Here is a 20,786-nt window from a genome sequence, read left to right on the forward strand (position 1 = left end):
GATTTCCTGATGAGGTGGCAGTGTGGCGCACGAGGCGTTGATTGTTGGTGTAACGGGCATTGTGGGAAGCGCGTTGGCGCCGCAGCTGCAGCAGGCGGGCCGGTCGGTGTACGGGCTCGCACGTGGCCTGAAGCAGCTGCCGCCCGGCGTGACGGGCGTGCAGGCGGACCTGACCGATGCTGCAGCGACACGCGCGGCCCTGGCCGGACTGGCGCCGGAGCAGGTGTTCATTACCACCTGGTCCAGGCAGGCCAGCGAGGCCGAGAACATCCGCGTGAACCGCGCCATGGTGGAGAACGTGCTGGACGCGCTGGCACCGGCGGGCAGTGTCCGTCACGTCGCCCTGGTGACGGGACTCAAGCACTACCTGGGACCGTTCGAGGCCTACGGGCAGGGTGTGTTGCCCGCCACGCCGTTCCGCGAGGACCAGGGACGTCTCGACGTCGAGAACTTCTACTACGCGCAGGAAGACGCGGTGTTCGCGGCGGCGGCCCGCGGCGGATTCCAGTGGAGCGTGCATCGGCCGCATACGATCATCGGTCAGGCCGTGGGCAACGCGATGAACCTGGGCACCACGCTCGCGGTGTACGCGTCGCTGTGCAAGGCGAGCGGACGCCCGTTCTACTTTCCGGGTTCGGCCGTGCAGTGGAACGGCCTGACCGACATGACCGATGCGCGCCTGTTGGCATCGCAGCTGGTGTGGGCGGCTGGAACGCCCGAGGCTGCGAATCAGGCATTCAACGTGGTCAATGGCGACGTGTTCCGCTGGAGCTGGATGTGGCCGCGTCTGGCCGAGTGGTTCGGGCTCGAAGCTGCGCCGTTCACCGGCGAAGTCCGTCCGCTGGAACTGCAGATGGCCGACGACGCATCGCGCTGGGCGGAACTGGCCAGGACGCATGGCCTGGTGGAGCCGGACCTGCAGCGACTGGCGTCGCCGTGGCACACCGATGCGGATCTGGGACGTCCGGTCGAGGTGCTCACCGACATGTCCAGAAGCCGTCGCCTCGGGTTCCGCGAATACCAGCAGACCGACGAAGCGTTCTTCGACCTGTTCGCAGCGCTGCGCGCACAACGCCTGATTCCGTAAGTCCCGCGTTCCGTGCAGGGTCGCGTCGTGCATGGCTGTCCAGCCGGTGACCGCACCGGCCTGGGCGCTGAAGCCGGGGGTGCAGGCTTCAGTCGCTGCACTTTTCGGGAGGTCCGACGATGAGCGCAGGCATGCGTGCATGCATGGATGGCGAACGCCGGCGCGGCACGCCGTGCATCTGGTCTTGCCAACACGATCGCTAGACTCGTGCGCCCTGTTTGCGCTGGAGCATCGTGGATACAGAAGCGGACGTCGCACGCCTCAACGTCATCGAGCGCACCGGCCTGGCGTTCCTGCGCCGTGGCTGCCGTCGCGATGCGGGCGAGATCCGGGTGTGGCAGGACGAGGATCGCGCGCGCGTGCGCCGGCTGCAGTGGTGGGCGGCCGGCCTGTGTGCGCTGGCCGGTGCCGTGTCCGCGGCGTTGATCGGCGCGGCGGATCTGTGGCTTCGCGACGTGCTGGGCACCGGTGCCGAGCCATCCCTGTTCTCACCGGCGAGCGACGCGGCCTACTGGGCGTGGTACGGCGGCATCGCGCTGCTGGTGAGTCTGCTGGAACTGCTGGCGATGTACTGGGTGCTGCTGCGCAGCGTCGCGGGCATCGCCGATGCGGCAGGTCTTTCGGTGTCCCGCGAGGATGCCGAGGACGTGCTGGTGACGGGGCTGTCCCGCGCGGCGCTCGATATTCCCAATCCGCGTCGCTCGCTGCATGGTCTCGATCCCTACGCGCGGGCCTCGCGTTTCAAGATGCTGGCGTACACCGCGCTGTACCGCGTCAAAGTCGGTGCGACCAGCTTCCTCGTGCGCATCCTCGCCCGGCGCGTGCTGGCGCGCAGTGGCCTGCGCGTGTTGTTGCCCTTCGCGGCAGTGCCCGTCTTTGCGGGCTGGAACGCGCTGATCGCGTGGTGGGTGATCCGCGAAGCGCGCGTGCGTGCGGCAGGGCCGTTGGCCGTCCGCGAAGCGCTCGCGGCGCTCGGGCGCGCACAGCTGGATGACACGGGCCGGCGCCTGGCGCTGGACGCTGTTGCGGAACTCATCGTCGCGGCCGAGGACGCGCATCCCAACTACGACCTGCTGCTCGCGCACCTGTGCGAGGCGCTTGGCATCGAGGCGCGCGTGCCCGACTGGAGCGAGGTGCGTGCGCGTCTGTCCGATGCGGACGCGTCGACACAGCACGCCGTGCTGGCGTTGATGACGACGACGATCGCGCTGCGCGGGCGCAGCAGCCGTCGGCAGCGGCGCGTGCTCGAATCCGCGTACATCGCATGCGATCTGCCGATGGGCGATGCATTGCGGGAGGCGCGGCGGCGTATTGCCGAAGGTCGCTGTACGCCGGCATAGGCCGGCGCGTGTCGTTCGATCGTCGTCGCTGCGCTCCGGTCAGCGATGCGCGTTCGCTTGCTGCGCCGGATGCGGCTCACTGCAGGACGGTGCAACGTCCGCGTCGTCCAGGAATGCCTTCGTCGCCGCAACGAAGCAGGCCGGTGCGAAGAACGCCAGCATGTGTGCGCCACGCTCAACGGTCGTCATTGCGACCGGCCCGGCTTTGGCCAATGTGGCGACGTGCGTCTGTGCGCCTGCGTAGGACGTGTTCGGATCGAGTGTGCCGTGGATGACGAGCGTGCGCGGCAGCGCATCCGGCGTGCCACCGAAGAAGCGGTCGCGCGGATACAGCGGCACCGGCGGATCCACCAGGAAGCCGGGAATCGCGCTGGTGAACAGTGCATCGCGCGCTTCGGCGTCGACCGTCGCGCGGTCGAGGTCCGGACGGCTGTTGTTCTCGGATGAGGAGATCAGCATGACCAGCGGCAGCGAAGGCGGCGCGACCGGGTCGGCGGTGAGTTGTGCGTGGATGTCCTTGAGCGCGGCGAGCGCGTCCTGCAGTGGCGTGGCGTCGTTGCGGGACAGGGCGTCGATGATGGCCGGCAGGCGATCGCGAAGCGTCGGGAAGTTCAGCAGCGTGCCCAGCGTGCGACGCAGGTCGCCGCCGGGAACATGCGCGCGCCATGCGGCCTGCGGATCAGCGTTGGCCAGTACGGCCGCGTAAGCGGCGGATGCGTCCGGCCCCAGGACCTCGCGGCCGACGGCGTCGACGAGGGTGGTGCGATGGCCCAGGTCCCACTGCGTGTCGGACTCCAGCGGCACCAGACCATCGAGGACCAGTCCATCGAGTGGCTGGGGTGCGACCTGGAGCATGCGCAGGGCCAGCTGGGTGCCGTATGACACCGCGTAGACATGCACGTCGCCCGCACGGCGGTCTCGGGCGATGAGGGCCGACAGGTCCTGCGCGGACTGGGTGATGTTGAAGGCCGCCGTGCGTGGGGCATCCGCGTACAGCGCGCCGATGCACGGCCCCCATTCGTTGTCGGCGAGCGCGACGCCGTTGGCACTGTCCGGCGATTCCTGCGCCGGGCACAGGCGCGTGGAGCGCCCGGTGCCGCGATGGTCGGGAATGACCAGATCGTGATCGGGAAACGCAGCGCGGAATGTGGCGAACATGGGATGCAGCGAGACGCCGGGCTCACCCGGTCCGCCGGCGATCAACCAGACCTCGCCGCGCCGGCGTGCGGCATCGGCGGCCGGCACGCGGCGGACGAAGATCTCGATGCCGTCGTCGTCGGGTGCTTCGTGACGCAGTGGCAACGTGGCGATCGTGCATTCGCTGCCCGCGAACAGCTGCGCCGGCACCGCATCCGGGCACGGCACCTGGGTATCCGCTGCATGTGCGGTGTGCGGCAGCCAGCTGCCTGTCAGCAGAAAGAGGGTGGCGACGTACAGACGCATCGGGTCGTTCCTTGAAAGTCCGGGACGCAGTCTATTCGGCGGTGCACGCCAAGCCCATGCCTGCGTTCGCAAGCAGAAAGTATCGAAGCACAGGCCAGTGCCAGACCTCGCGCCGCGCCGCCAGCGCTCGTGCGAAACGTTCTGCGTGGTACCTGCGTACCGCTGTTGCCTGATCGACCGGCGACCACTGCAGTCGCAGCGATCGCCCCCGGTCCAGACGTCCGCCGCGTCAGTTCCTCGTGACCGCCAGGTCCGCTTCGTCTTCCAGGTCGTCGCGGCCGCCATCGATGCGATCCAGGCGCAAGGCCAGGCGCGTGTCGGCGGTGAGGTGCGCATCCGGCATGTGGCCCGGAATACGTTCACCGCGTTTCGGGGCACGGAAGCGCAGGCCCACGCCTGCGATCGTTTCGACGAGGGGTTCGGCGAACCCCGAGTTCAGCGCTCTGCGCAACTGGTAGAGATGGCTTCGCAACGAGTCGGAGTCGGGAAGGGTGTTTCCCCAGATGCTGCGCAGCAGGTCCTCCCGGGAGACGACGCGCGGATGGGCGCGCATCAGCGCCGCGAGGATGGCCGCGCCGGTGGGCAACACGTTGAGGAGTCGTCCTCCGCGCATCACGTGGCCGTCGAGCAGGTCGATCCTGACGTCCTCGAGCGTGATCACTTCAGGCGCGACCTCATGCCGGCTGCGCCGCATCAGCGCGGTGAGTCGCGCGACCAGTTCGTCCGGTGAGAACGGTTTGACGAGATAGTCATCCGCGCCGGCTTCCAGGCTCTGCAACGTCCAGTCGAGGCTGTCGCGGGCGGTCAGCATGATGATCGGCGTTGCAGGACTCGAGGTCGCACGCAGCCTCCTGCAGACGGTCACGCCGCCGATATCCGGCAGATCCAGGTCGAGGATGATCGCGTCGAAATGCTGCTCGCCCGCCAGGCTGAGGGCGTCGGCACCGCAGGCGGCGAAATCCATCCTGAAGCCTTTGCGTTCCAGCCAGTCTCCCGCCAGTGCCGCCAGGCGGGCATCGTCATCGACCAGAAGAACAAGCGCTTCCCTGTGAGGAACACCCATCTCGGCAACTCCCTGACGTTTCCGGAGGGCCGGGATTAAAAAAAAGGCGTCGTCAAACCGGCATGAATTTCGCGGGCAATTTCGAGGTGACGCTGGTGGACTCCGAAGGCGCCGCTGCGCGCATGCGGGACGGGCCGTTCGTGGGTGCCTGCGTGATGCGTCGCAGGCCGGGAAATCGCGAAAGCGTCAGGCGCAGACGACGCGTCCCCCGGCGCGTCCGCGACACGATGCGGACGCGGTTGGCGACGTCGAACGAGCGTGAATCACGTCGCCTGCGGTGCAACGATGCGATGCGGCCGATCGCGCGTCCCGATCGCTGCGGCGCTGAACTTCTGTCGGACCGTGCCTGTGCGGATCACGCGCGCCCGGGTCTTGCCGGCGTGTTACGCGTCGCGTGGCAGGGAGATCGTAAAACGCGTCACGCCGTCGGCCGAGGATGCAACGACGTCACCGCCATGTGCCCTGGCGATCTCGCGTACGAGGAACAAGCCGAGTCCCAGACTCACGTGTTCGTCCGTGGAGGCACGCTTCGCGCCGCGTCGCAGTGGATCGAACATCGCGTCCAGTGCGTTGTCCGACAGCGGTTCGCCCACGTTGCAGACCGTCACGCGGACGCAGTCGGCGTCGCCGGTCACGTCGACGTGCACGTCGGTGCCGGGACTGCCGTACTTGGCCGCGTTGGCGACGAGGTTGTGCAGCGCCTCCCGGAGACGCGACGTATCGAACACACCCCCGGTCGCGCCTGCCGTCTCGAACCGGATCGGGGTATCGGGCAGGGCCGCACGCAGCAGGTCGACCTCTTCGCCAAGCGCGGCGCCGAGATCACAGTCCTCGCGATGGAGCACCATGTCCGCACCGAGCTTGCTCCTGCTGTAGGCGAGCAGATCGTTGAGCAGCTTGTTGATGCGTTCGCCGCCGTTGCGGATGCGCTCGATGTGCCGCGCATACGGTGTGTCGCGGGTCTTCTCGACCAGCATGTCGGCCGTGAACACGACGGCCGTCAGCGGTCCCCGCAGGTCGTGCCCGAGTGCGCCCAGAAAGATCTGGCGCCAGGACTCCACCTGCGACGAGTACTCGGCCAGCGATTCGGCCACCGCCTGGTCGATGGCTTCGTTGAAGCGCACCAGGTCACTGGCGGAATCCGCGGTCAGCGATGCGTCGGCGGACCACAGGCGCAGGACCGATGCACGCAGTGCCCGGTACTCGGCCACCATCTGGTTGACGTCGAATCCGGACTTCGCACGCGTCCTGCCATGGATGCTGGCTGCCGTTTCCGGGCCGGTGTCCTCGGGTGCCCGCCCTTCGGATTTCGCGCGCTGTTCGGAGGGGCTCTGGGCGGTCCTGAGATCGAGCACGATCGCCTTGAGAATCTCGGGCAGATGGTCTCGCAGATCGCGAGCACTCAGCTGCACACCCGTCGGGACCTGGGTTTCTGCAAAGGCCTCGGCGCCTGCAAGGATCTGCGCTGAATTCTGGTCGATGAAATCGGCAAGTCGCATGATCTACCCGGCCAAGTCTCTGGGAGCGGGCATGGTACAGCGGCTGAATAGGTCGCTTCGGAACCGGTGTTCAGGTCCTGGGCGACGCGGGATCGCGATTGCGGGTGCGGTCAGTGCGGTCGCTGGATTCGGGGCATCGGGATTCCGCCAGAAGCGCCATATGCGCGCTGAAGGACATCGCGCTGGTGGGCCTGCCGGCGTCCACTTGATCACGACAACCGGCGGTTCCCCGATGTCGAAATGGCATGGCACTGCCGGCAGGCATGCCCTGGCTGACCTCAGCGTCCGCGGTACGGCTCGCAGCCCACGCCGTCGTTGTCGCGATCGAGATGCGGTCCGTAACCGGGGTCGCCACGACGGACCGGTGCAGCGCCGGCGGCACGGGCTTCCGCACAGTTGCGGAACATGTGCGGTGTGCGTTGTGGCGAAGGCGACTGTCGCGCGCGTGCAACACGTCCGGGCTGCAGTGTGTCCGGGGGCGGCACTGCACCTGCAGGTGCGCGATGGCAGTGGTAGCCGCCGTTCTTCCGGTCGTTGTGGCACCCGTGCCTGTCGAGGCCGCCGCCATGTGCGTGGACGGCGCCGGTGGTCAGCGCAAGCACGAGCAGCAGGTGACGTGCCACATGCACGGGCGGCGCACTGCCGCGCCCAGCTGCGGATGCGTTCAACCGTGTGCGGCGGAGGACAGCGATGCGCGGGATCGGACCTCGGTTTCGATCCGTTGCCAGATGGCACTGATGCGCGCTTCGAACGCCAACTCCTCTTCGAGCGAGAGCTTCTTCGTCGCATCGTGCAGCATCGGCGTTGCATATTCGGCAAACGCAGCGCGTGCGCTTTCGACGTCATCCGACGCGCTTGCGATCAGGCTCTGCATGTCCGACAGGCGATCCGCCTGCTGCTGCAGATGCCGGAGATGCGCGTCGACGAGTGCACTGGGGCCCAGTGCGCCTGCGACCTCGTGCATCAGCTCCAGCGTGGTCGCATCGATCTCGCTCGGCAGCAGATCGAACTGGCACAGCGTGCCGAACACGTTGCCGGATTCGTCGAGCAGGGGAACGCCGCAGTAGGCCTGCACCAGCTCGCGGGACGGGTGCTCCGCCAGGCGCGGTTCGGACAATGCGTCCGGTATCACCAGTTCGGCTTTCATCGCCTCCACGAGGTGGCAGTAGGTCGCGTCGTGGGGAATGTCGTCCATCAAGGGCGCGCGCGCATCGTCGCGGTCGACCATGATGAAATTCTGGGCATGGGTCGGACCGAGCCGGTAGAGCGCGGTGAACCGCAGCCGGGACTGGAGATTCAGCAGTTGCAGCGCTTCCCGCACGTTGCCTGCCAAAAGCAGGAAACGGAGCTGGTCGATATACGTGCTGCTGCCCTGATCTGCCATTCCGACAGGCTACCACCGGGGGGCGGGGCGGCTCTGTGCGTCGGCTCGCTTTGATCTGCGAGCGGGATATCCGGGTCCGATATTCACTGCGGCGCCCCGATCGCGGACCTAGGCTCGCGCTTCCTTCGATGAGGCCGCCCCCATGCATATCCGTATCACGCTGCTTGCCGCCGCGATGGCGCTCGGCCTGTCCGCCTGCAACAACCAGGATCCCGCCAACGACACCACCGGTCAGGACGTGGAGACCACGGCCGTCGCACAGGGCGTCGACAGCGACCGCGACGACGGAGCGACGCGCACGGGCGAGCGGACGGCAGCGGGAGCCGACCGGCTTTCCGCAGCGGATCGCAAGGCGTTGATGACGGTCGAGGAAATCGACCGTCACGAGATTGCCGCCGCAGAAGATGCGCTCAGGAAAACGCTCGAACCCGATGTGCGCAGCTATGCCGAGACGCTGCGTGACGATCACACACGCAACCTGGAAGCGAGCCGTCGCCTGCTGTCCAGCGGGGTGGCCGGTGCCTATGCCGCGGGGGCCGTAGAGACGCCGGCCGTGCGCGGTACGACGGATGCAGACCCGGCTGCGGACACGCCTGCGACGACCACGGCAGAGCGTGACGCAGCACAGCCCGCGGATCCCGCAATTGCGGCGATGCGTGCGGCGCACGACGCGGAGCGCGCACGTCTGGCGGCGCTGGGCGACGATGCGTTCGCGACTGCCTGGGTGGATGCCATGGTCAAAGGACACGAGGACGCACTGGCCAAGCTCGACGGTGAACTCATCCAGAGCGCGACCGACGAAGAAGTCGCACGTCACCTGCGTGCGACGCGCGACGCGATCGCGGCGCACCTGGAGACGGCACGGGGTCTGCAGCGCGCGCGCTGAGCCATCTGTCGGCCCGTGTCCGCACGGGTACCGCATGCCGATCGCAATGAAAAACGGAGCGGTGCACCGCTGCGTGTTGCAGGGGTGCATCGCTCGGTCAGCGGCGTGCGCAGCGGTGCTTCGTCGCGCGTGATCCGGAATGTCCCGGCGCTCGGGATCTGCCGGGGCGCTGGCCGCCGGCGTCGTTACGACGAGGCGGGTGTCAGATAGCCGGTCCACGTCTTGCTGGCGATCATCCACTGCCCCTCGACCTTGATCAGGACGACGTAGTCCACGCCGCGCCAGCCGGGGTAATCCAGGTCCACGCGGACCGCCGCGAGATCACGGGCCACGTCGACGATCTCGTAGCTGCGCTTGCGCCGGTCCTCGTTCGCGGCGGGCTTGCCGTCGAAGCCTTCGGCGAACTGTGCGCCGGTGCGCTGCACAAGTGCGGGGCCGCGATGTTCCGAGGTACCGATCATCACGCCGTCGCTCCGGAATACTTCTTTCGCCAACGCGTTGTCGGCGGTCGTGTACGCGCGCATGAAGGTCTGCATGACGCGGTCGACCGCGTCGCGGTCGCTGGTCTGGGCCATGGCGCCGGCGGGGAGCAGGAAGAAGAGGGCGGCTGCGAACGCGGTGGTGCGGTGTGCGGTGTGCATGGGTCTGTCCTGTGGGTGGTGGGTGGGGTCTTGCAGCAGCGCCATCGCGTTGCCGATGGCGCCGGGATTGCGTCAGCGTTGCGCCGTATCGGCGCGTGACGGGTGCGCGGCCAGCCTGCGCAGCACGTCGACGACGGCGTCGGCCACGGGTGCTGCGGAGGCGTAGTTCTGTCCGGTGACGACGCGGCCATCGACTTCGATGTGCGGGGCCCGGCTGTCCACCATGTGGAAGGTGGCGCCACGGGCTTCGACCGTCTGCCGGATCAGGAACGGGAACTGCCTGAAGTAGTCCGCGTCCTGGTCTTCGTGTGCTTCGGGGTAGCCGCTGATGCGCTTGCCCGCGACGAGATACCGGCCGTTCGCGAGCCGGAGGTGTGCGATGCCTGCGGTGCCGTGGCACACGGCGGAGATCACGCCGCCGTTGCGCTCGTACACTTGCATGGCGATGCGCTGCAGGACCGGGTGCTCCGGCACGCCGTACATCGCGTTGCTGCCGCCGACGTAATACACGGCGCGGTAGAGGTCGGGATCGATCTGTGCCGGCGTTGCGGTGTTGCGGAGGCCGCGCATGATGCGGCTGTCTTCGAGGCGCGGCGCCACGTCGTCATCGACATAGGGGTCGAGGATCGGCACGTCACCGCCATCGGGCGTCACGAAGTCCACCGCATAGCCCGCCGCATGGAATGTGTCCCAGGCGTGCACCACCTCGCCGAAGCTGATGCTGGCCGGAATCGTCGAGGTGCCGTGGACCTTGCTGCTGGCGAGGATGAAGAGGATGCGGCCCTGATCATCGCGGGCAGGCGTGCCGCGTCGGGCGTTCGCGGCGGTGCGCGTGGTGCCGGTCGTGGTGGCGGATGCGTCAGCCGGCAGACGGTCTGCACCGGTCCAGGCGGCGGGCTCGGGGGTCGCGAAGGCGCTGGAGATCCCGCACATCCAGGGCGACAGGACCAGAAGCAGGAGGGACAGGAGGAGGCGGATCGGATGCATGCGCACGGGCTCGCAGGAAGGAGCCGGTACGCTAGGTGATCCCTTTCAGATCAATGCATTGCAATCCATTCCCGGAGTCCGGGAATCGATTTCAGGAGTCTGCGTGGGCCGCGCGGAAGGCCGCCGGGGTGGCGCCTTCCTGCTTCTTGAAGGCGCTGTAGAAGGTCGACATCGACTGGAACCCGGCTTCCTCGGCGACGATCTCCAGGGGCCTGGCGGGCGTCTGCCGCAGCAGTGCCTTGGCCTCGATCACACGCAACTGCGCCAGGTACTGCTTGAACGAGGTCTGGTTGTGCTGGTTCAACACCTGCGACAGCCGGGTTGCCGGTACACCGAGCCGGCGCGCGAGGCGGGGCAGGGTCAGTGCGGGATCCAGGTGCAGCCGCTCACGCGCCATCAGGTCGGCCAGTGCCTGCAGCTGTGCGCTGGCCTCGGACTCCGGAATCCGGCGGTCCTGGTAGGGCTCGATCGGTGCCTGGCCGGCGCGCAGGCGCAGCCAGACCAGCACGCTCGCCGCCAGCAGGAAGGTGAAGGACAGCGCGCCGACGATGTAGGAGGTGTAGCCGGCGGTGTAGTACGCGGTCCAGATGACCCAGATGCCGGCCAGCGCCCCCAGCAGCAGCGCGCCGGAGGGCGTGCCACGGAGACGTGCACGATGGACGTACAGCTGCGCGGTCGCGAGCAGCAGATACGCCAGCCATGCGTAGTTGATGCCCGGCGTGATCACCCCCCGCCACAGCGCCCCGTGCTCGGTATAGGGGAACAGCAGGTTCACGGCTGCGGCGACGAGCAGCAGCGCGCCGATGTGCCAGCGGTCGGCCAGGCCGGGGCCGGGGCTGTCGCGCTGGCTCGATCGCACCAGGAAGAGCAGGCAGGGTCCGATCATGAAACACGCGGTCAGGCCGATCTGCAGCACGACCAGCGGAATGTCCGGCCAGAAGTGGAAAGCCACGGATTTCCCGGTGCGGACGCCGACCATCAGGATCAGCAGCGCCAGCCAGCGCTGCGTCGGCTGACCCTTGGCGCGCCACCACAGGAACGACGCCACGCCGATTCCGTTGAAGGCGCCGAGCATGGCGAAGAAGAACAGGAGGTGTTGGCTCAGCACACGTGCGTCATCGGTCGATCCGGTGGTCCTCGGCTTGCATCCGCGCGCCACGCCAGGGGCGCCGGTGTGCAGCGGACGGTCAGGAGGATAGTCCGATATCGCTTCGATGCTGCACGTTCCGACGCATTCGATGACACGTCGAAGTGCAGGGCGACGTGGGTACGCGTCCGCAGCGCCGGATCCGACCCGCGCCGCGCATCACGACATGTGGCATCGATCGCGCGCTGCCGCTGGAGACCGGTGAGGCCGCCAGCGGCAGGTGACGCTGCCTCAGCGTGCGCGGATCGCCGGCGTGTCGATGCGTGCGGCGCGTTCGCGGTACTCGAGCCGGCCCATGCGTCCCTGGTCGTGCAGACCCAGCTGCCGCAACTCGTAGGGCGCACGGCTGCCCGAGATGACGTCCGGTGGGAAGACCAGCGTCAGCGCACGGGCGCCCGGCGTGAGCCAGTCGGCGGTGTGGCCCACGGCCACCGGCGCCAACCGGCCGTCGGGCCCGGTGCCATAGAGCACGGCCCGCGCCTCGTAACGGCCTGCACTGCCGACATCCAGCGGCAGGTCGACGCTGAGCTGCCCGTCGGCCGTGCGCGACACGGTGTGTCGTCCATGCAGGCGCGCGGTCGGCGCGGTGACTTCGAACGCGACCTTCGCATCGCGCAGGACCGGCTGACCGTCGGCTTCACCACTCGCCAGGACATGCGCTTCCCACAATCCGGGCACGCGGGAGGGCGTGGCCGGCAGGGCGGCTTCCAGGACGATGCCTGCAGGCGTGCGTGTGCCGCGCAGGGGAATCTCGCGCCCGTCCGGGGCGGTCAGCACGCCGCCGATCTCACGCAGATCCGCAAGGCCCGCAGTGTTGTCGAGGCGCGCCTGCAGGCGGACCTGCGCGCCGGTGCGGTAGTCGGGCACCGGACTGTCCACGTGCAGCGCGACCGGACTGTCGGGTTCGCGGACATGCACGACGTAACGCCCCTGCGCGCCGGCCACCTGCAGCTCGATCTCGCCGACGCCCAGTGCCGGACTGAGCCTGAAACCGAGTGCGCCGGGCGCGAAGCGTGTGTCGGTGGCGTCTTCGAGTGCAGCCTGCGGCGCAAGCGCGACGGTGGCCTCGCCTGCGGCCACGACGCGACCGGCCTGGCGCACCTGCAACGCGTCGCGTGCCACCGCCAGGCTGTCGGGCCCCGCCGGGCTGATCAGCACCAGCGCACCGGGCGCGGTGGTATGCAGGCGCAGGCCGCGGGCGAGAGTGGCGCCGTCCACGTCGCGCCAGTGTTCGCGACTGGTGGCGGTATAGGGGGCGGGCGCTTCGATGGGGCCGGCGTCGGCAGGCAATGCCCAGGCGAAACGGACGGGTGCACGTTCGATCGTGGCCGGAGACGCGGGGGCGTCACGCACGAGACTGCGCAGCACCACGTCGCTGCGTGCGGGTGGCAGCAGTGCGGCATCTCGGGACTGCGCGGCGGCCGGCAGGACGAACGCGAGGGCGAGGGACAATGCGGTGTATCGGATCATGGTCGGGGCCCTCACAGATCGTTGCGCAGGATGACATCCAGGCCGAAGCAGTCGCGCCGGCTCTGGTTGTGGTTGAGCACGCGCTGGCTGGCGGTGCGCTGGGTGTCCTGGAACCAGATCAGACCGGCCGCGGACTGGCTGCGGCAGTCCAGGAAACCGTCCGAGCACGAGGCCAGCCAGTTCTGGGTGAACTCCAGACCCACGCTCTGCATGTAGCCGCCGCACGTGGCGTTGGCGCTGAACGGCATCGAGCGCACGTCGCTGCCCACCACGGCGTAGAAGTTGCGCGGCAACGCCGGGCGGCCCGCAGTGCCGTACAGCCAGTTGCTGTTGTAGTTGGCCATCCAGCCCACCTGCTGCATGCGGACGGCATCGTTCTGGTACCCCATCAGCCAGCCCAGCGCGGACTCGAACATGTTGCCGGCCATCACCGCATCGGCCAGCGGCGTGCCCGCCGAGGACGGTGCCAGGGCATTGACCCAGCGGGTGCGCGAGATGATCTGCGGGTAGCGGCTGTCCCAGGTCGGATTGGACAGGATCCAGCGCATGACGTTGCCGCCGTTGCTGTGCGTGATCACGACCAGGTCGGTGATGCCGCGGTTCTGGATGAAGCTCGTCAGCTGGCCGGCCAGGCAGCCCGCGGCATCGGCGTGCCACATGTACTGGGTGAAATCACAGTTGATGACGGTGTAGTTGGCCGGGTCCGGCAGGCCTTGCCTGACCGAGTCGATGTTGGCGTGCGTCCAGTAATCGGCCGCGGCATTGGTGTGCTGGCTCGTGCCGTGCACGAACGCGACGCCGGTTGCAGCGTGGGCGATGCCCGTGGTGGTGGCGCTGGCAAGCAATGCCGCCAGCACGGCGGTGTGGATTCGCATGGTCCCCTCCCTTCCCTCGATGGGCGCCGGTCGATGCCGGGCCGGTGACCACCGCCCCCCTGCGATGGATGTGCGGCAGGCGCGGCCTGCCGGCATCGATCATGTCCCAGGTGACGCCGTGGGGCATGACGCAGTGCGTGATCGCGCCGGACGACGCGGGCGTTGAAAACAGGTGTTCCCCGGTGCGTCACGGGGCCGGTCACGGCTGCGGGCCTGTGCGTCGTCGCACCGGGACGGGTCTCGATCGAGGTGAAGTGGCGGGACGCGCACGTGCCTGTCTGGCCGCACTGCAGGCAGCACGCACGGCATCTGGTCGCATCGTCGAAAGCGCACGCGATGCCAGCGCCTGAAAGGCGCGTCGCGTCGTGGACGCAGTGCGTCCGGTCTCGCGGATCCGTGCCCGGATCCGGACGGATCCGCGTGGACCCGTCCTGCAAGCGGACTCAGTTCCGGGGCAGGGACACCGAAACCCGTGTGCCTTCGCCCAGCGCGGACTGCACGTCGATCTGTGCGCCCAGCACGTCCGCGGCCTGGCGGACCAGCCACAGGCCGATGCCGAGACCTTCGGATGCGGCGTCGGCCTGGCGGAATGCGGCGAAGTAATCCTCGACCCGCGCGGCGTCCATGCCGATGCCGGTATCGGCCACGACGATGTCGATGGTGTCGTCGCCCACACGGCAATCCATCGTCACGCGGCCGCCGTCGGGCGTGTACTTGATCGCGTTCGACACCAGGTTGCCGAGCAGGGTTTCGAGCAGGCCGGCATTGGTGCTGGCGGTGCAGGCCGACGAATCGACGACCAGTTCGATCTGCTTGCGCCGTGCGGCGCGTGTCCATACCCGGCCCACTTCGGCCAGCAGCGGTGCCAGGTCGGTCGGGCGCAGTTCCGGTGCTGCGGCGCCACGCTTGCCGGTGGCGCCGGCGATCAAGTCGCCGAACTTCTGGTTGATGTAGGCGAGGTCCTGCTCGGCACTTTCGAGACGTGCGGCGCGGTCGTCGCCCTCTGCGGTCCGCGCCTTCGTCAGCGCGTACAGCGCCGCGCGCAACGGTCCTTTCAGGTCGTGGCCCGCGGTCGCGAGCACGCGCGCACGATGCTGGTTCAGGGCCTGCGCTTCGACCAGCATGCGGCGCAGTTCGAGCTGCGCCATCACCTGCCGCGCGAGCGCCTGCAGCGTGTCGATCTGCACCGCCGTCAGCGTGCGCGGCACCGTGTCGAGGACGCACACCGTGCCCAGCGGCAGGCCGTCGGGCGTCTTCAGCAGCGCGCCGGCATAGAAGCGCAGGCCCGGGTCGCCGGTCACCAGCGGATTGCTGGCGAAACGCGCATCGGTGGTCGTGTTGGGAACTTCGAGAAAATCGTGTTCGAGGATCGCGTGTGCGCAGATCGACGTATCGAGTGGCGTCTCGCGCACGCCCAGGCCGATCTCGGACTTGAACCACTGGCGGTCGGCGTCGATCAGGTTGATCACCGAGATCGGCGTGCCGCAGATTGCGGCTGCGATCCGGGTGATGTCGTCGAACACCGTTTCCGCGGACGTGTCGAGGATCCCGTAGCTGCGCAGCGCGGTCAGGCGCCGGGATTCGGCGTGGGCGGGCAACTTTGCGGCGGCCTGATGCATGGATCACTCCGAGGGGGTGGCGGATTCTGCCACGTCGGGCGGCAGCGGCACGTGCAGTCGTCGCACGAGGCCATCACAGGGCCCGCCTGTCGGGGATCGCATCCGGAATGTGCGGTCACGTCTCACGCCATGCGCCACGCCTCGGACACGCTGCGCCGATGGAATGGCAGACCAACCCCCTGCTGCGGGAAGAGATCACGGTGGCCCGGCGGGCGCCGCGGACGATTCCGTTGCTCTACGAGTGGCGTGCCTGCGCCGGCGCGACCCTGTTGATGTGGAAGGGCAAGACGGTCGGCGCGATCTATCCGGGCGGGCGTTACTGGATCCGCTGGCGGCGGAGGGAGTACGCCGGCACGGCGGCGTCACCGGCGCAGGCCAGGCGTTTCATGGCGCGCTGGATCGGGGCGCGTCGCAACGTCGCGCCGCTGCTGGACGAGGATTTGCCGCCGAAGGCACTCGTGCCACTCGAGACGTTCCTGCGCGAGTACGACGCGCACGGCGTTTGATGCGCCTGCGTCGACGCGGATGCCGGCCACGCTTGGCAGCGGTCGCATGTGTCCGCGCAGCGTGTCGCGTCAGCCCGTGGCGGCGACGCGCGGCGCAGCGGTTCGCGTCGGAAAGGTCAGCAGCCATAGCAGCACCAGCAGACCGGCCACCGGTACCAGGCTGATGAGCTGCCACCAGGGACCGAGGCCGGCGTCGCGCAGGCGTCGGGTGCAGGCGGCGATCCAGGGCAGCAGCACGAGCAGCGATGCGATCTGCAGGGGCAGGGGTCCGGTCTCCGCGGCAAGCAGACTGGCGAGCCCCAACATCATCAGCATGGCGAGCGCGAACCACCAGAAATCCGCACGCCCGGTGGTGCCGCTGAAATCCAGGCCGCGCAGCACGCCGGCGCGCATCGCGGCGAGCGCCGGCTGGCCTGCGGGTGACGTGCCCAGCAGCAGGCGCTCGGCCGGCACCTCGAAGACCGCGGCCAGTGCGCGCAGGGATTCAGTCGAGACCTTCGCGCCCGACTCGAGCCTTTGGATGGTCCGCAGGTTCAGGCCGCTGAGTTCGGCCAGCTGTTCCTGCGACCAGCGTCGGCCGGTGCGCAGTTCGCGGAGATAGGCGCTGTCGATATGCATGGGGCGGCTCGGTGATCGGTCCCGGAATGCGGCGATCATCGTGCCGCAGGACGCCCACCCGTGACGACTCGGACCCGACATCGGCATGACACGGGCCCGGCACCGCGCTGCCAGGGCGCAGTCTGCGCGTTCCATATCGCGCGTGCGCGGGGTCCGCACCGGAACGGGGCGAGCTTTGCGCCCCGGCAACACCCGGCCGCAACGCACGCAACTCTAGAGTGACGCCTTCGGCGAGCCAGGCTCGCGACCGCAGGATCCCGCCATGCCAGAGACGACCATGACCGCCATCGCCATCCGGGGTGGCACGGGCGATGCCGACGCACTGCATCCGGTGCAGCTGCCGCGGCCGGTGCCGAAGGATGGCGAAGTCCTGATCCGCGTCCGTGCGGCGGGCGTCAACCGGCCCGATATCGTCCAGCGCGGCGGCAAGTACCCGCCGCCGCCCGGCGCGCCGGAGACCCTGGGGCTCGAAGTCGCGGGCGAAATCGTCAGTGGCGCCGGACGCTGGAAAGCGGGCGACCGGGTCTGCGCCTTGCTGGGCGGCGGCGGGTATGCACAGTACGCCGTGGCCGACGCGCGTCACGTGCTGCCGATTCCCGACGGGCTCGACTGGGCCCACGCCGCGGCGCTGCCGGAGACCGTCTTCACCGTGTACGCCAACGTGTTCGAACACGGCGCGCTGCAGCCCGGCGAGTGGTTGCTGGTGCACGGCGCGACCTCCGGCATCGGCGTGGCCGCGATCCAGATGGCGAAGGCCGCCGGCGCGCATGTGCTGGCCAGCAGCCGCGGCGCGGACAAGGCGACGCGCACCCGGCAGCTCGGCGCCGATGTGTCGGTCGACACGCAACGCGAGGATTTCAGCGCGGCCGCCAAGGCGCATGGTGGCATCGATGTGGCGCTGGACATGGTCGGCGCGCCGACGTTCGAGGCCACGCTCGATGCGCTGAACCCCAAGGGCCGCGTCGTCTACATCGCAAGTCTCGGCGGGCCGACGCTGCAGGTGCCGGTGATGAAGCTGATGCAGAAGCAGGCGGTGCTCACCGGTTCCACGCTGCGTCCACGCAGTGCCGACGAGAAGGCGCGACTCGCGGTCGCGGTCGAGCACGTCGTCTGGCCGTGGATCGCCGACGGCCGGGTGAACGCGATCATCGACCGCACATTCCCGCTCGCCGAAGCCGCTGCCGCGCATGCGTATCTGGAAGGCGGCGAGCACTTCGGCAAGGTGGTGTTGGAAGTCGCATGAGCACCGCGCCCGCATCGTTCGCCGTCGGCACGGTCGACGCGCACTGGATCACCCTCGACGACGACGTGATGGGCGGACACTCCCGCAGCCATGTCGCCGTACGCGATGGTCTGCTGCAGTTCACTGGCACGACGTCGCTCGAGGACAACGGCGGCTTCGCCTCGATCCGCGCGCGCGGTGCCTTCGATCTCGGCAATGCCACCGCGCTGCATCTGCGCGTCCGCGGCGATGGCCGCGCCTGCCAGCTGCGCATCGCCACCGATGCCCGCCATCGCGGCTCGAACGTGTCCTGGCGCGGTGACTTCGACACCATCGCGGGCGCCTGGGTCGAAGTCGCAATCGCCTTCGCCGACATGCAGCCCACCTGGCGCGGCACCGTGCTCGACGACCAAGTTCTCGATACGTCGAAGATCGAAGAGGTCGGCCTGTTGATCGGCGATGGTCGTGCGGGTGACTTCGCACTGGACGTCGAATGGATCCGGCCGGCCGTGTGATGCAGACGGCTGTTTGCGCAGCGCACACACGCCCGGCATGACCTTCGGCACGTGGTGATGACTACAGGTGTAGTCATCATCTGCGGCCGTTGTGGACCAGGAGTTTCGGATGCGCGCACTGCTCGCGACCGTCATGTGCTGTATCGCGGCGTCGGCCGCCGTCGCTGCGGAGACGCAGCAGCCGTCGGACGTCATCACGGCCATCGAGACCCGCGCCGTCGCGTCGCATTCGGATGCGGTTCTCATCCAGCGTGGTGACGCGACCCTGTTCGAGATGCACGCGCCCGACGCGCCGGCACAGATTCCGTTGATGTCGGCGACCAAGTCCATCGTCGCGCTCGCATTCGGGCTGCTGATCGAGGACGGCACGCTCGACGGCATCGACCGGCGGGTCAGCGATGTCTACCCGGAATGGGCGCAGGGCCGGAAGCGCGACATCACCTTCCGCATGCTGCTCGACCACACCTCGGGTCTGCAGAACGTGCCCAATGCAGGCGTGGAACTCGAGGGCGCCCCGGATCTCGTACAACTCGCGCTTGCGGCCGAACTGGCCAGCGACCCGGGCACGACCTTCGCCTACAACAACAAGGCGACGAACCTGCTGACCGGCATCGTGGGCACGCTGGCAGGTGAGCCGATCGACAGCTTCGTTGCCACGCGACTCTTCGCGCCGCTGGGCATCACGGACTACACCTGGATGCGCGACGCTGCGGGAACGCCGATGGGCATGGCCGGACTGGCGCTGTCGGCGCAGGATCTCGCCAGAATCGGCCGGCTGATCCTGGACAGGGGCGTGGCCCCCGACGGCACGCGCATCCTCGGCGAGGACTTCGTCGCGATGCTGATCGCGGAGAGCGCGCGTTCGCCGGATGTCGGGCTGCTGTGGTGGCGGCACGCGGCATGGGAGCGCTACACGCTCGACGACGATGCGGGCGCGGTGCTCACGGAGAACGCCGTCGCTGAAGATGTGCGCGATGCGGTGCTCGCTGCGTCCGGCACGCAGTTCGACAGCCGGGCCGCGTTGACCGGTTTTCTGGCGCAGCGGCTCGGGCCGTCATGGGCGCAGCGTTACGGCGAGGAGATCACCGGGCGCGGCATCCGCCTCACCGATCTGTTCACGCGGGCGCGCGGACCGGTGGCAGCGTATGCCGCGAACGGCTATCTGGGTCAGCATCTGGTGATCGTGCCGGCAGAGGACATCGTTGCAGTGCGGTTGATCCACAGGCGCGAGACCCACGTGTTTCCGGAAGACGACTACGCCGGATTCGTCAGCGACGTGCTGCGGCTTGCGGAGACGACCACAGCGCATTGATCCGACGCGGCATGCAGCACGCCATCAGACGGATGTGCGCGCTGACGCGAGGTGATCCGCATACCAGTCCGCATACGGCGTGTTGCGGGCGAGATGCCGGTTGTAGTCCTGCGCGCCATCGGTCCACCACACGGGCCCGCGTTCGCCGAGTGCGTGCTTGGCGGCATCGACGTCTCGACGCGCGTCGGCCATCGCGTCGGCGTCGTCCGCCTGCTTCGCGTGTTTCACCGCACGCCGTGCGTCCATCAGTGCATCGACCAGACGCTGGCGTGTCACTTCGGGCAGATGCGGATTGCTGGTGCGCCACAGGCGCCCGCGGACGATCAGATAGCGGCCGTCAGGCGTGGTGAGTGGCGGCATCCGTCGTGGGCCCGTGGTGTGACGTCGTCGCGAGTCTAGGCGCGGCCGCGTGGTGTCGACGGCATGTGCGCTTCACGGGATGCGAAGGCGCGCGCGGCGAGGATCGCTGTTCCGGGCCGCCTGTCGTCATGCGCGGCCGCAACACAGACGAGGTCTGCATGTTCCCGACGAAATCCTCTGCGCTCACACCGTCTTCCATCGCGAAGGCGCTCGCCATCGCGTTCTGTTCGACGGCCCTGCTTGCGTGCGCGCCTGCCGACGACGCGGCCGAACCGGCTGCCGATGCACCCGCGCTCGCGCCGACCCCCACGGCTGCCGACGAGGTCGCGCCCGAGCCCGTCGCGCCTGCGCCGGTGGCCGCAAGCGGCACGGTCGGTGGCGACGGTTCGGAGATCGTGCTCGACACCCTGAGCGAAACCGATCTGACCGGCGCGGATCTGTCGGGCGAACTCGCCTGCAACTTTTCGGAAGACGGCGCGCAGCCGTTGCTCCACGCGATGGGCGTCGTCGGCTCGCAGGACCCCGCGCAGGGCATCGTCAAGGTCGCCGGCTACGTCGAACCGGTGCGTGCGTCGGGCGGCTTCGACGGCATGACCCGGAACCCGACCTTCACCGGACAGGGCAAGACGATCCGCATCGAGGAAACGGGCGCGGCCATCGGCGGTGGCGAGTCGCCGCCGCGACCGGCCACGCTGACCTATCAGCGCGCCGACGGCGCGAGCCGGACCATCGAAGGCCGCTGGCAGTGCGGGCCCTGATACAGACGGCGGAAACGCAGCAGCGCTGATGCAGCACCCGCAGGGCAGCATCGG

The 20,786-nt window shown here is 68.7% G+C and carries 21 protein-coding genes; 8 read left to right on the forward strand and 13 right to left on the reverse strand.

Features of this window, described 5'->3' with window-relative positions; translation table 11 throughout:
- Positions 1 to 22 precede the first annotated feature (22 nt).
- Positions 23 to 1,087, forward strand: coding sequence for an SDR family oxidoreductase (locus AC3A4E_RS03750; protein ID WP_487630224.1), 1,065 nt, complete (start codon positions 23 to 25; stop codon positions 1,085 to 1,087).
- Positions 1,088 to 1,320: 233 nt separating this feature from the next.
- Complete coding sequence (locus tag AC3A4E_RS03755; RefSeq protein WP_487630225.1) at positions 1,321 to 2,427, forward strand: LBF_2804 family protein; 1,107 nt, start codon at positions 1,321 to 1,323, stop codon at positions 2,425 to 2,427.
- A gap of 39 nt (positions 2,428 to 2,466) precedes the next feature.
- On the opposite strand, the gene AC3A4E_RS03760 is transcribed toward AC3A4E_RS03755, so the two are convergent.
- The 5 genes from AC3A4E_RS03760 to AC3A4E_RS03780 form a co-directional block, all read right to left on the reverse strand.
- Positions 2,467 to 3,870 carry an alpha/beta fold hydrolase gene (locus AC3A4E_RS03760; RefSeq protein WP_487630226.1) on the reverse strand — a complete coding sequence of 468 codons (1,404 nt, stop codon included), beginning with the start codon at positions 3,868 to 3,870 and terminating at the stop codon, positions 2,467 to 2,469.
- Positions 3,871 to 4,099: 229 nt separating this feature from the next.
- Complete coding sequence (locus AC3A4E_RS03765) at positions 4,100 to 4,933, reverse strand: response regulator transcription factor (RefSeq protein WP_487630227.1); 834 nt, start codon at positions 4,931 to 4,933, stop codon at positions 4,100 to 4,102.
- Between the two features lie 383 nt (positions 4,934 to 5,316).
- Positions 5,317 to 6,432 carry an ATP-binding protein gene (locus AC3A4E_RS03770; protein WP_487630228.1) on the reverse strand — a complete coding sequence of 372 codons (1,116 nt, stop codon included), beginning with the start codon at positions 6,430 to 6,432 and terminating at the stop codon, positions 5,317 to 5,319.
- Positions 6,433 to 6,710: 278 nt separating this feature from the next.
- A complete protein-coding gene (locus AC3A4E_RS03775) occupies positions 6,711 to 7,061 on the reverse strand; it encodes an excalibur calcium-binding domain-containing protein (protein ID WP_487630229.1) in 351 nt (116 codons plus the stop codon).
- A 35-nt stretch (positions 7,062 to 7,096) separates the two neighbouring features.
- On the reverse strand, positions 7,097 to 7,816 hold the full coding sequence (locus AC3A4E_RS03780) for a hypothetical protein (protein WP_487630230.1): 720 nt from the start codon (positions 7,814 to 7,816) through the stop codon (positions 7,097 to 7,099).
- A 142-nt stretch (positions 7,817 to 7,958) separates the two neighbouring features.
- Here AC3A4E_RS03780 and AC3A4E_RS03785 point away from each other — a divergent pair, with 142 nt between their 5' ends.
- Positions 7,959 to 8,702: a DUF4142 domain-containing protein gene (locus AC3A4E_RS03785; RefSeq protein WP_487630231.1), complete on the forward strand. Its 744-nt coding sequence runs from the start codon at positions 7,959 to 7,961 to the stop codon at positions 8,700 to 8,702.
- Between the two features lie 185 nt (positions 8,703 to 8,887).
- On the opposite strand, the gene AC3A4E_RS03790 is transcribed toward AC3A4E_RS03785, so the two are convergent.
- From AC3A4E_RS03790 to AC3A4E_RS03815, 6 genes are all read right to left on the reverse strand, one after another.
- Complete coding sequence (locus AC3A4E_RS03790) at positions 8,888 to 9,343, reverse strand: nuclear transport factor 2 family protein (RefSeq protein ID WP_487630232.1); 456 nt, start codon at positions 9,341 to 9,343, stop codon at positions 8,888 to 8,890.
- A 72-nt stretch (positions 9,344 to 9,415) separates the two neighbouring features.
- A complete protein-coding gene (locus AC3A4E_RS03795; RefSeq protein ID WP_487630233.1) occupies positions 9,416 to 10,330 on the reverse strand; it encodes a type 1 glutamine amidotransferase domain-containing protein in 915 nt (304 codons plus the stop codon).
- A gap of 91 nt (positions 10,331 to 10,421) precedes the next feature.
- Positions 10,422 to 11,438, reverse strand: a complete 1,017-nt coding sequence (locus AC3A4E_RS03800; RefSeq protein WP_487630234.1) for an AraC family transcriptional regulator — start codon at positions 11,436 to 11,438, stop codon at positions 10,422 to 10,424.
- A 270-nt stretch (positions 11,439 to 11,708) separates the two neighbouring features.
- A complete protein-coding gene (locus tag AC3A4E_RS03805; protein ID WP_487630235.1) occupies positions 11,709 to 12,947 on the reverse strand; it encodes a DUF4785 domain-containing protein in 1,239 nt (412 codons plus the stop codon).
- 11 nt (positions 12,948 to 12,958) lie between these two features.
- Positions 12,959 to 13,822 carry a hypothetical protein gene (locus tag AC3A4E_RS03810; protein WP_487630236.1) on the reverse strand — a complete coding sequence of 288 codons (864 nt, stop codon included), beginning with the start codon at positions 13,820 to 13,822 and terminating at the stop codon, positions 12,959 to 12,961.
- Positions 13,823 to 14,265: 443 nt separating this feature from the next.
- Positions 14,266 to 15,441: a GAF domain-containing sensor histidine kinase gene (locus AC3A4E_RS03815; protein ID WP_487630237.1), complete on the reverse strand. Its 1,176-nt coding sequence runs from the start codon at positions 15,439 to 15,441 to the stop codon at positions 14,266 to 14,268.
- A gap of 158 nt (positions 15,442 to 15,599) precedes the next feature.
- Between AC3A4E_RS03815 and AC3A4E_RS03820 the strand changes: the two genes are divergently transcribed.
- On the forward strand, positions 15,600 to 15,947 hold the full coding sequence (locus AC3A4E_RS03820; RefSeq protein WP_487630238.1) for a hypothetical protein: 348 nt from the start codon (positions 15,600 to 15,602) through the stop codon (positions 15,945 to 15,947).
- A gap of 69 nt (positions 15,948 to 16,016) precedes the next feature.
- On the opposite strand, the gene AC3A4E_RS03825 is transcribed toward AC3A4E_RS03820, so the two are convergent.
- Entirely contained in the window at positions 16,017 to 16,565 is a 549-nt protein-coding gene (locus tag AC3A4E_RS03825) for a DUF805 domain-containing protein (RefSeq protein WP_487630239.1), read from the reverse strand.
- 262 nt (positions 16,566 to 16,827) lie between these two features.
- On the opposite strand from AC3A4E_RS03825, the gene AC3A4E_RS03830 reads away from it, so the two are divergent.
- The 3 genes from AC3A4E_RS03830 to AC3A4E_RS03840 all read left to right on the forward strand — a co-directional run bounded on the left by AC3A4E_RS03830 (position 16,828) and on the right by AC3A4E_RS03840 (position 19,614).
- Positions 16,828 to 17,808, forward strand: coding sequence for an NAD(P)H-quinone oxidoreductase (locus AC3A4E_RS03830; protein WP_487630240.1), 981 nt, complete (start codon positions 16,828 to 16,830; stop codon positions 17,806 to 17,808).
- Positions 17,805 to 18,302: a CIA30 family protein gene (locus AC3A4E_RS03835; protein ID WP_487630241.1), complete on the forward strand. Its 498-nt coding sequence runs from the start codon at positions 17,805 to 17,807 to the stop codon at positions 18,300 to 18,302. Before AC3A4E_RS03830 ends, AC3A4E_RS03835 begins: the two co-directional genes overlap by 4 nt.
- Positions 18,303 to 18,411: 109 nt before the next feature.
- A complete protein-coding gene (locus AC3A4E_RS03840; RefSeq protein ID WP_487630242.1) occupies positions 18,412 to 19,614 on the forward strand; it encodes a serine hydrolase domain-containing protein in 1,203 nt (400 codons plus the stop codon).
- 24 nt (positions 19,615 to 19,638) lie between these two features.
- Here AC3A4E_RS03840 and AC3A4E_RS03845 read toward each other — a convergent pair whose 3' ends face one another.
- Positions 19,639 to 19,974, reverse strand: coding sequence for a hypothetical protein (locus AC3A4E_RS03845; protein ID WP_487630243.1), 336 nt, complete (start codon positions 19,972 to 19,974; stop codon positions 19,639 to 19,641).
- 158 nt (positions 19,975 to 20,132) lie between these two features.
- Between AC3A4E_RS03845 and AC3A4E_RS03850 the strand changes: the two genes are divergently transcribed.
- Entirely contained in the window at positions 20,133 to 20,732 is a 600-nt protein-coding gene (locus AC3A4E_RS03850) for a hypothetical protein (RefSeq protein ID WP_487630244.1), read from the forward strand.
- Positions 20,733 to 20,786: the final 54 nt, after the last annotated feature.

This window comes from Luteimonas sp. Soil_N_1, from assembly GCF_057656255.1.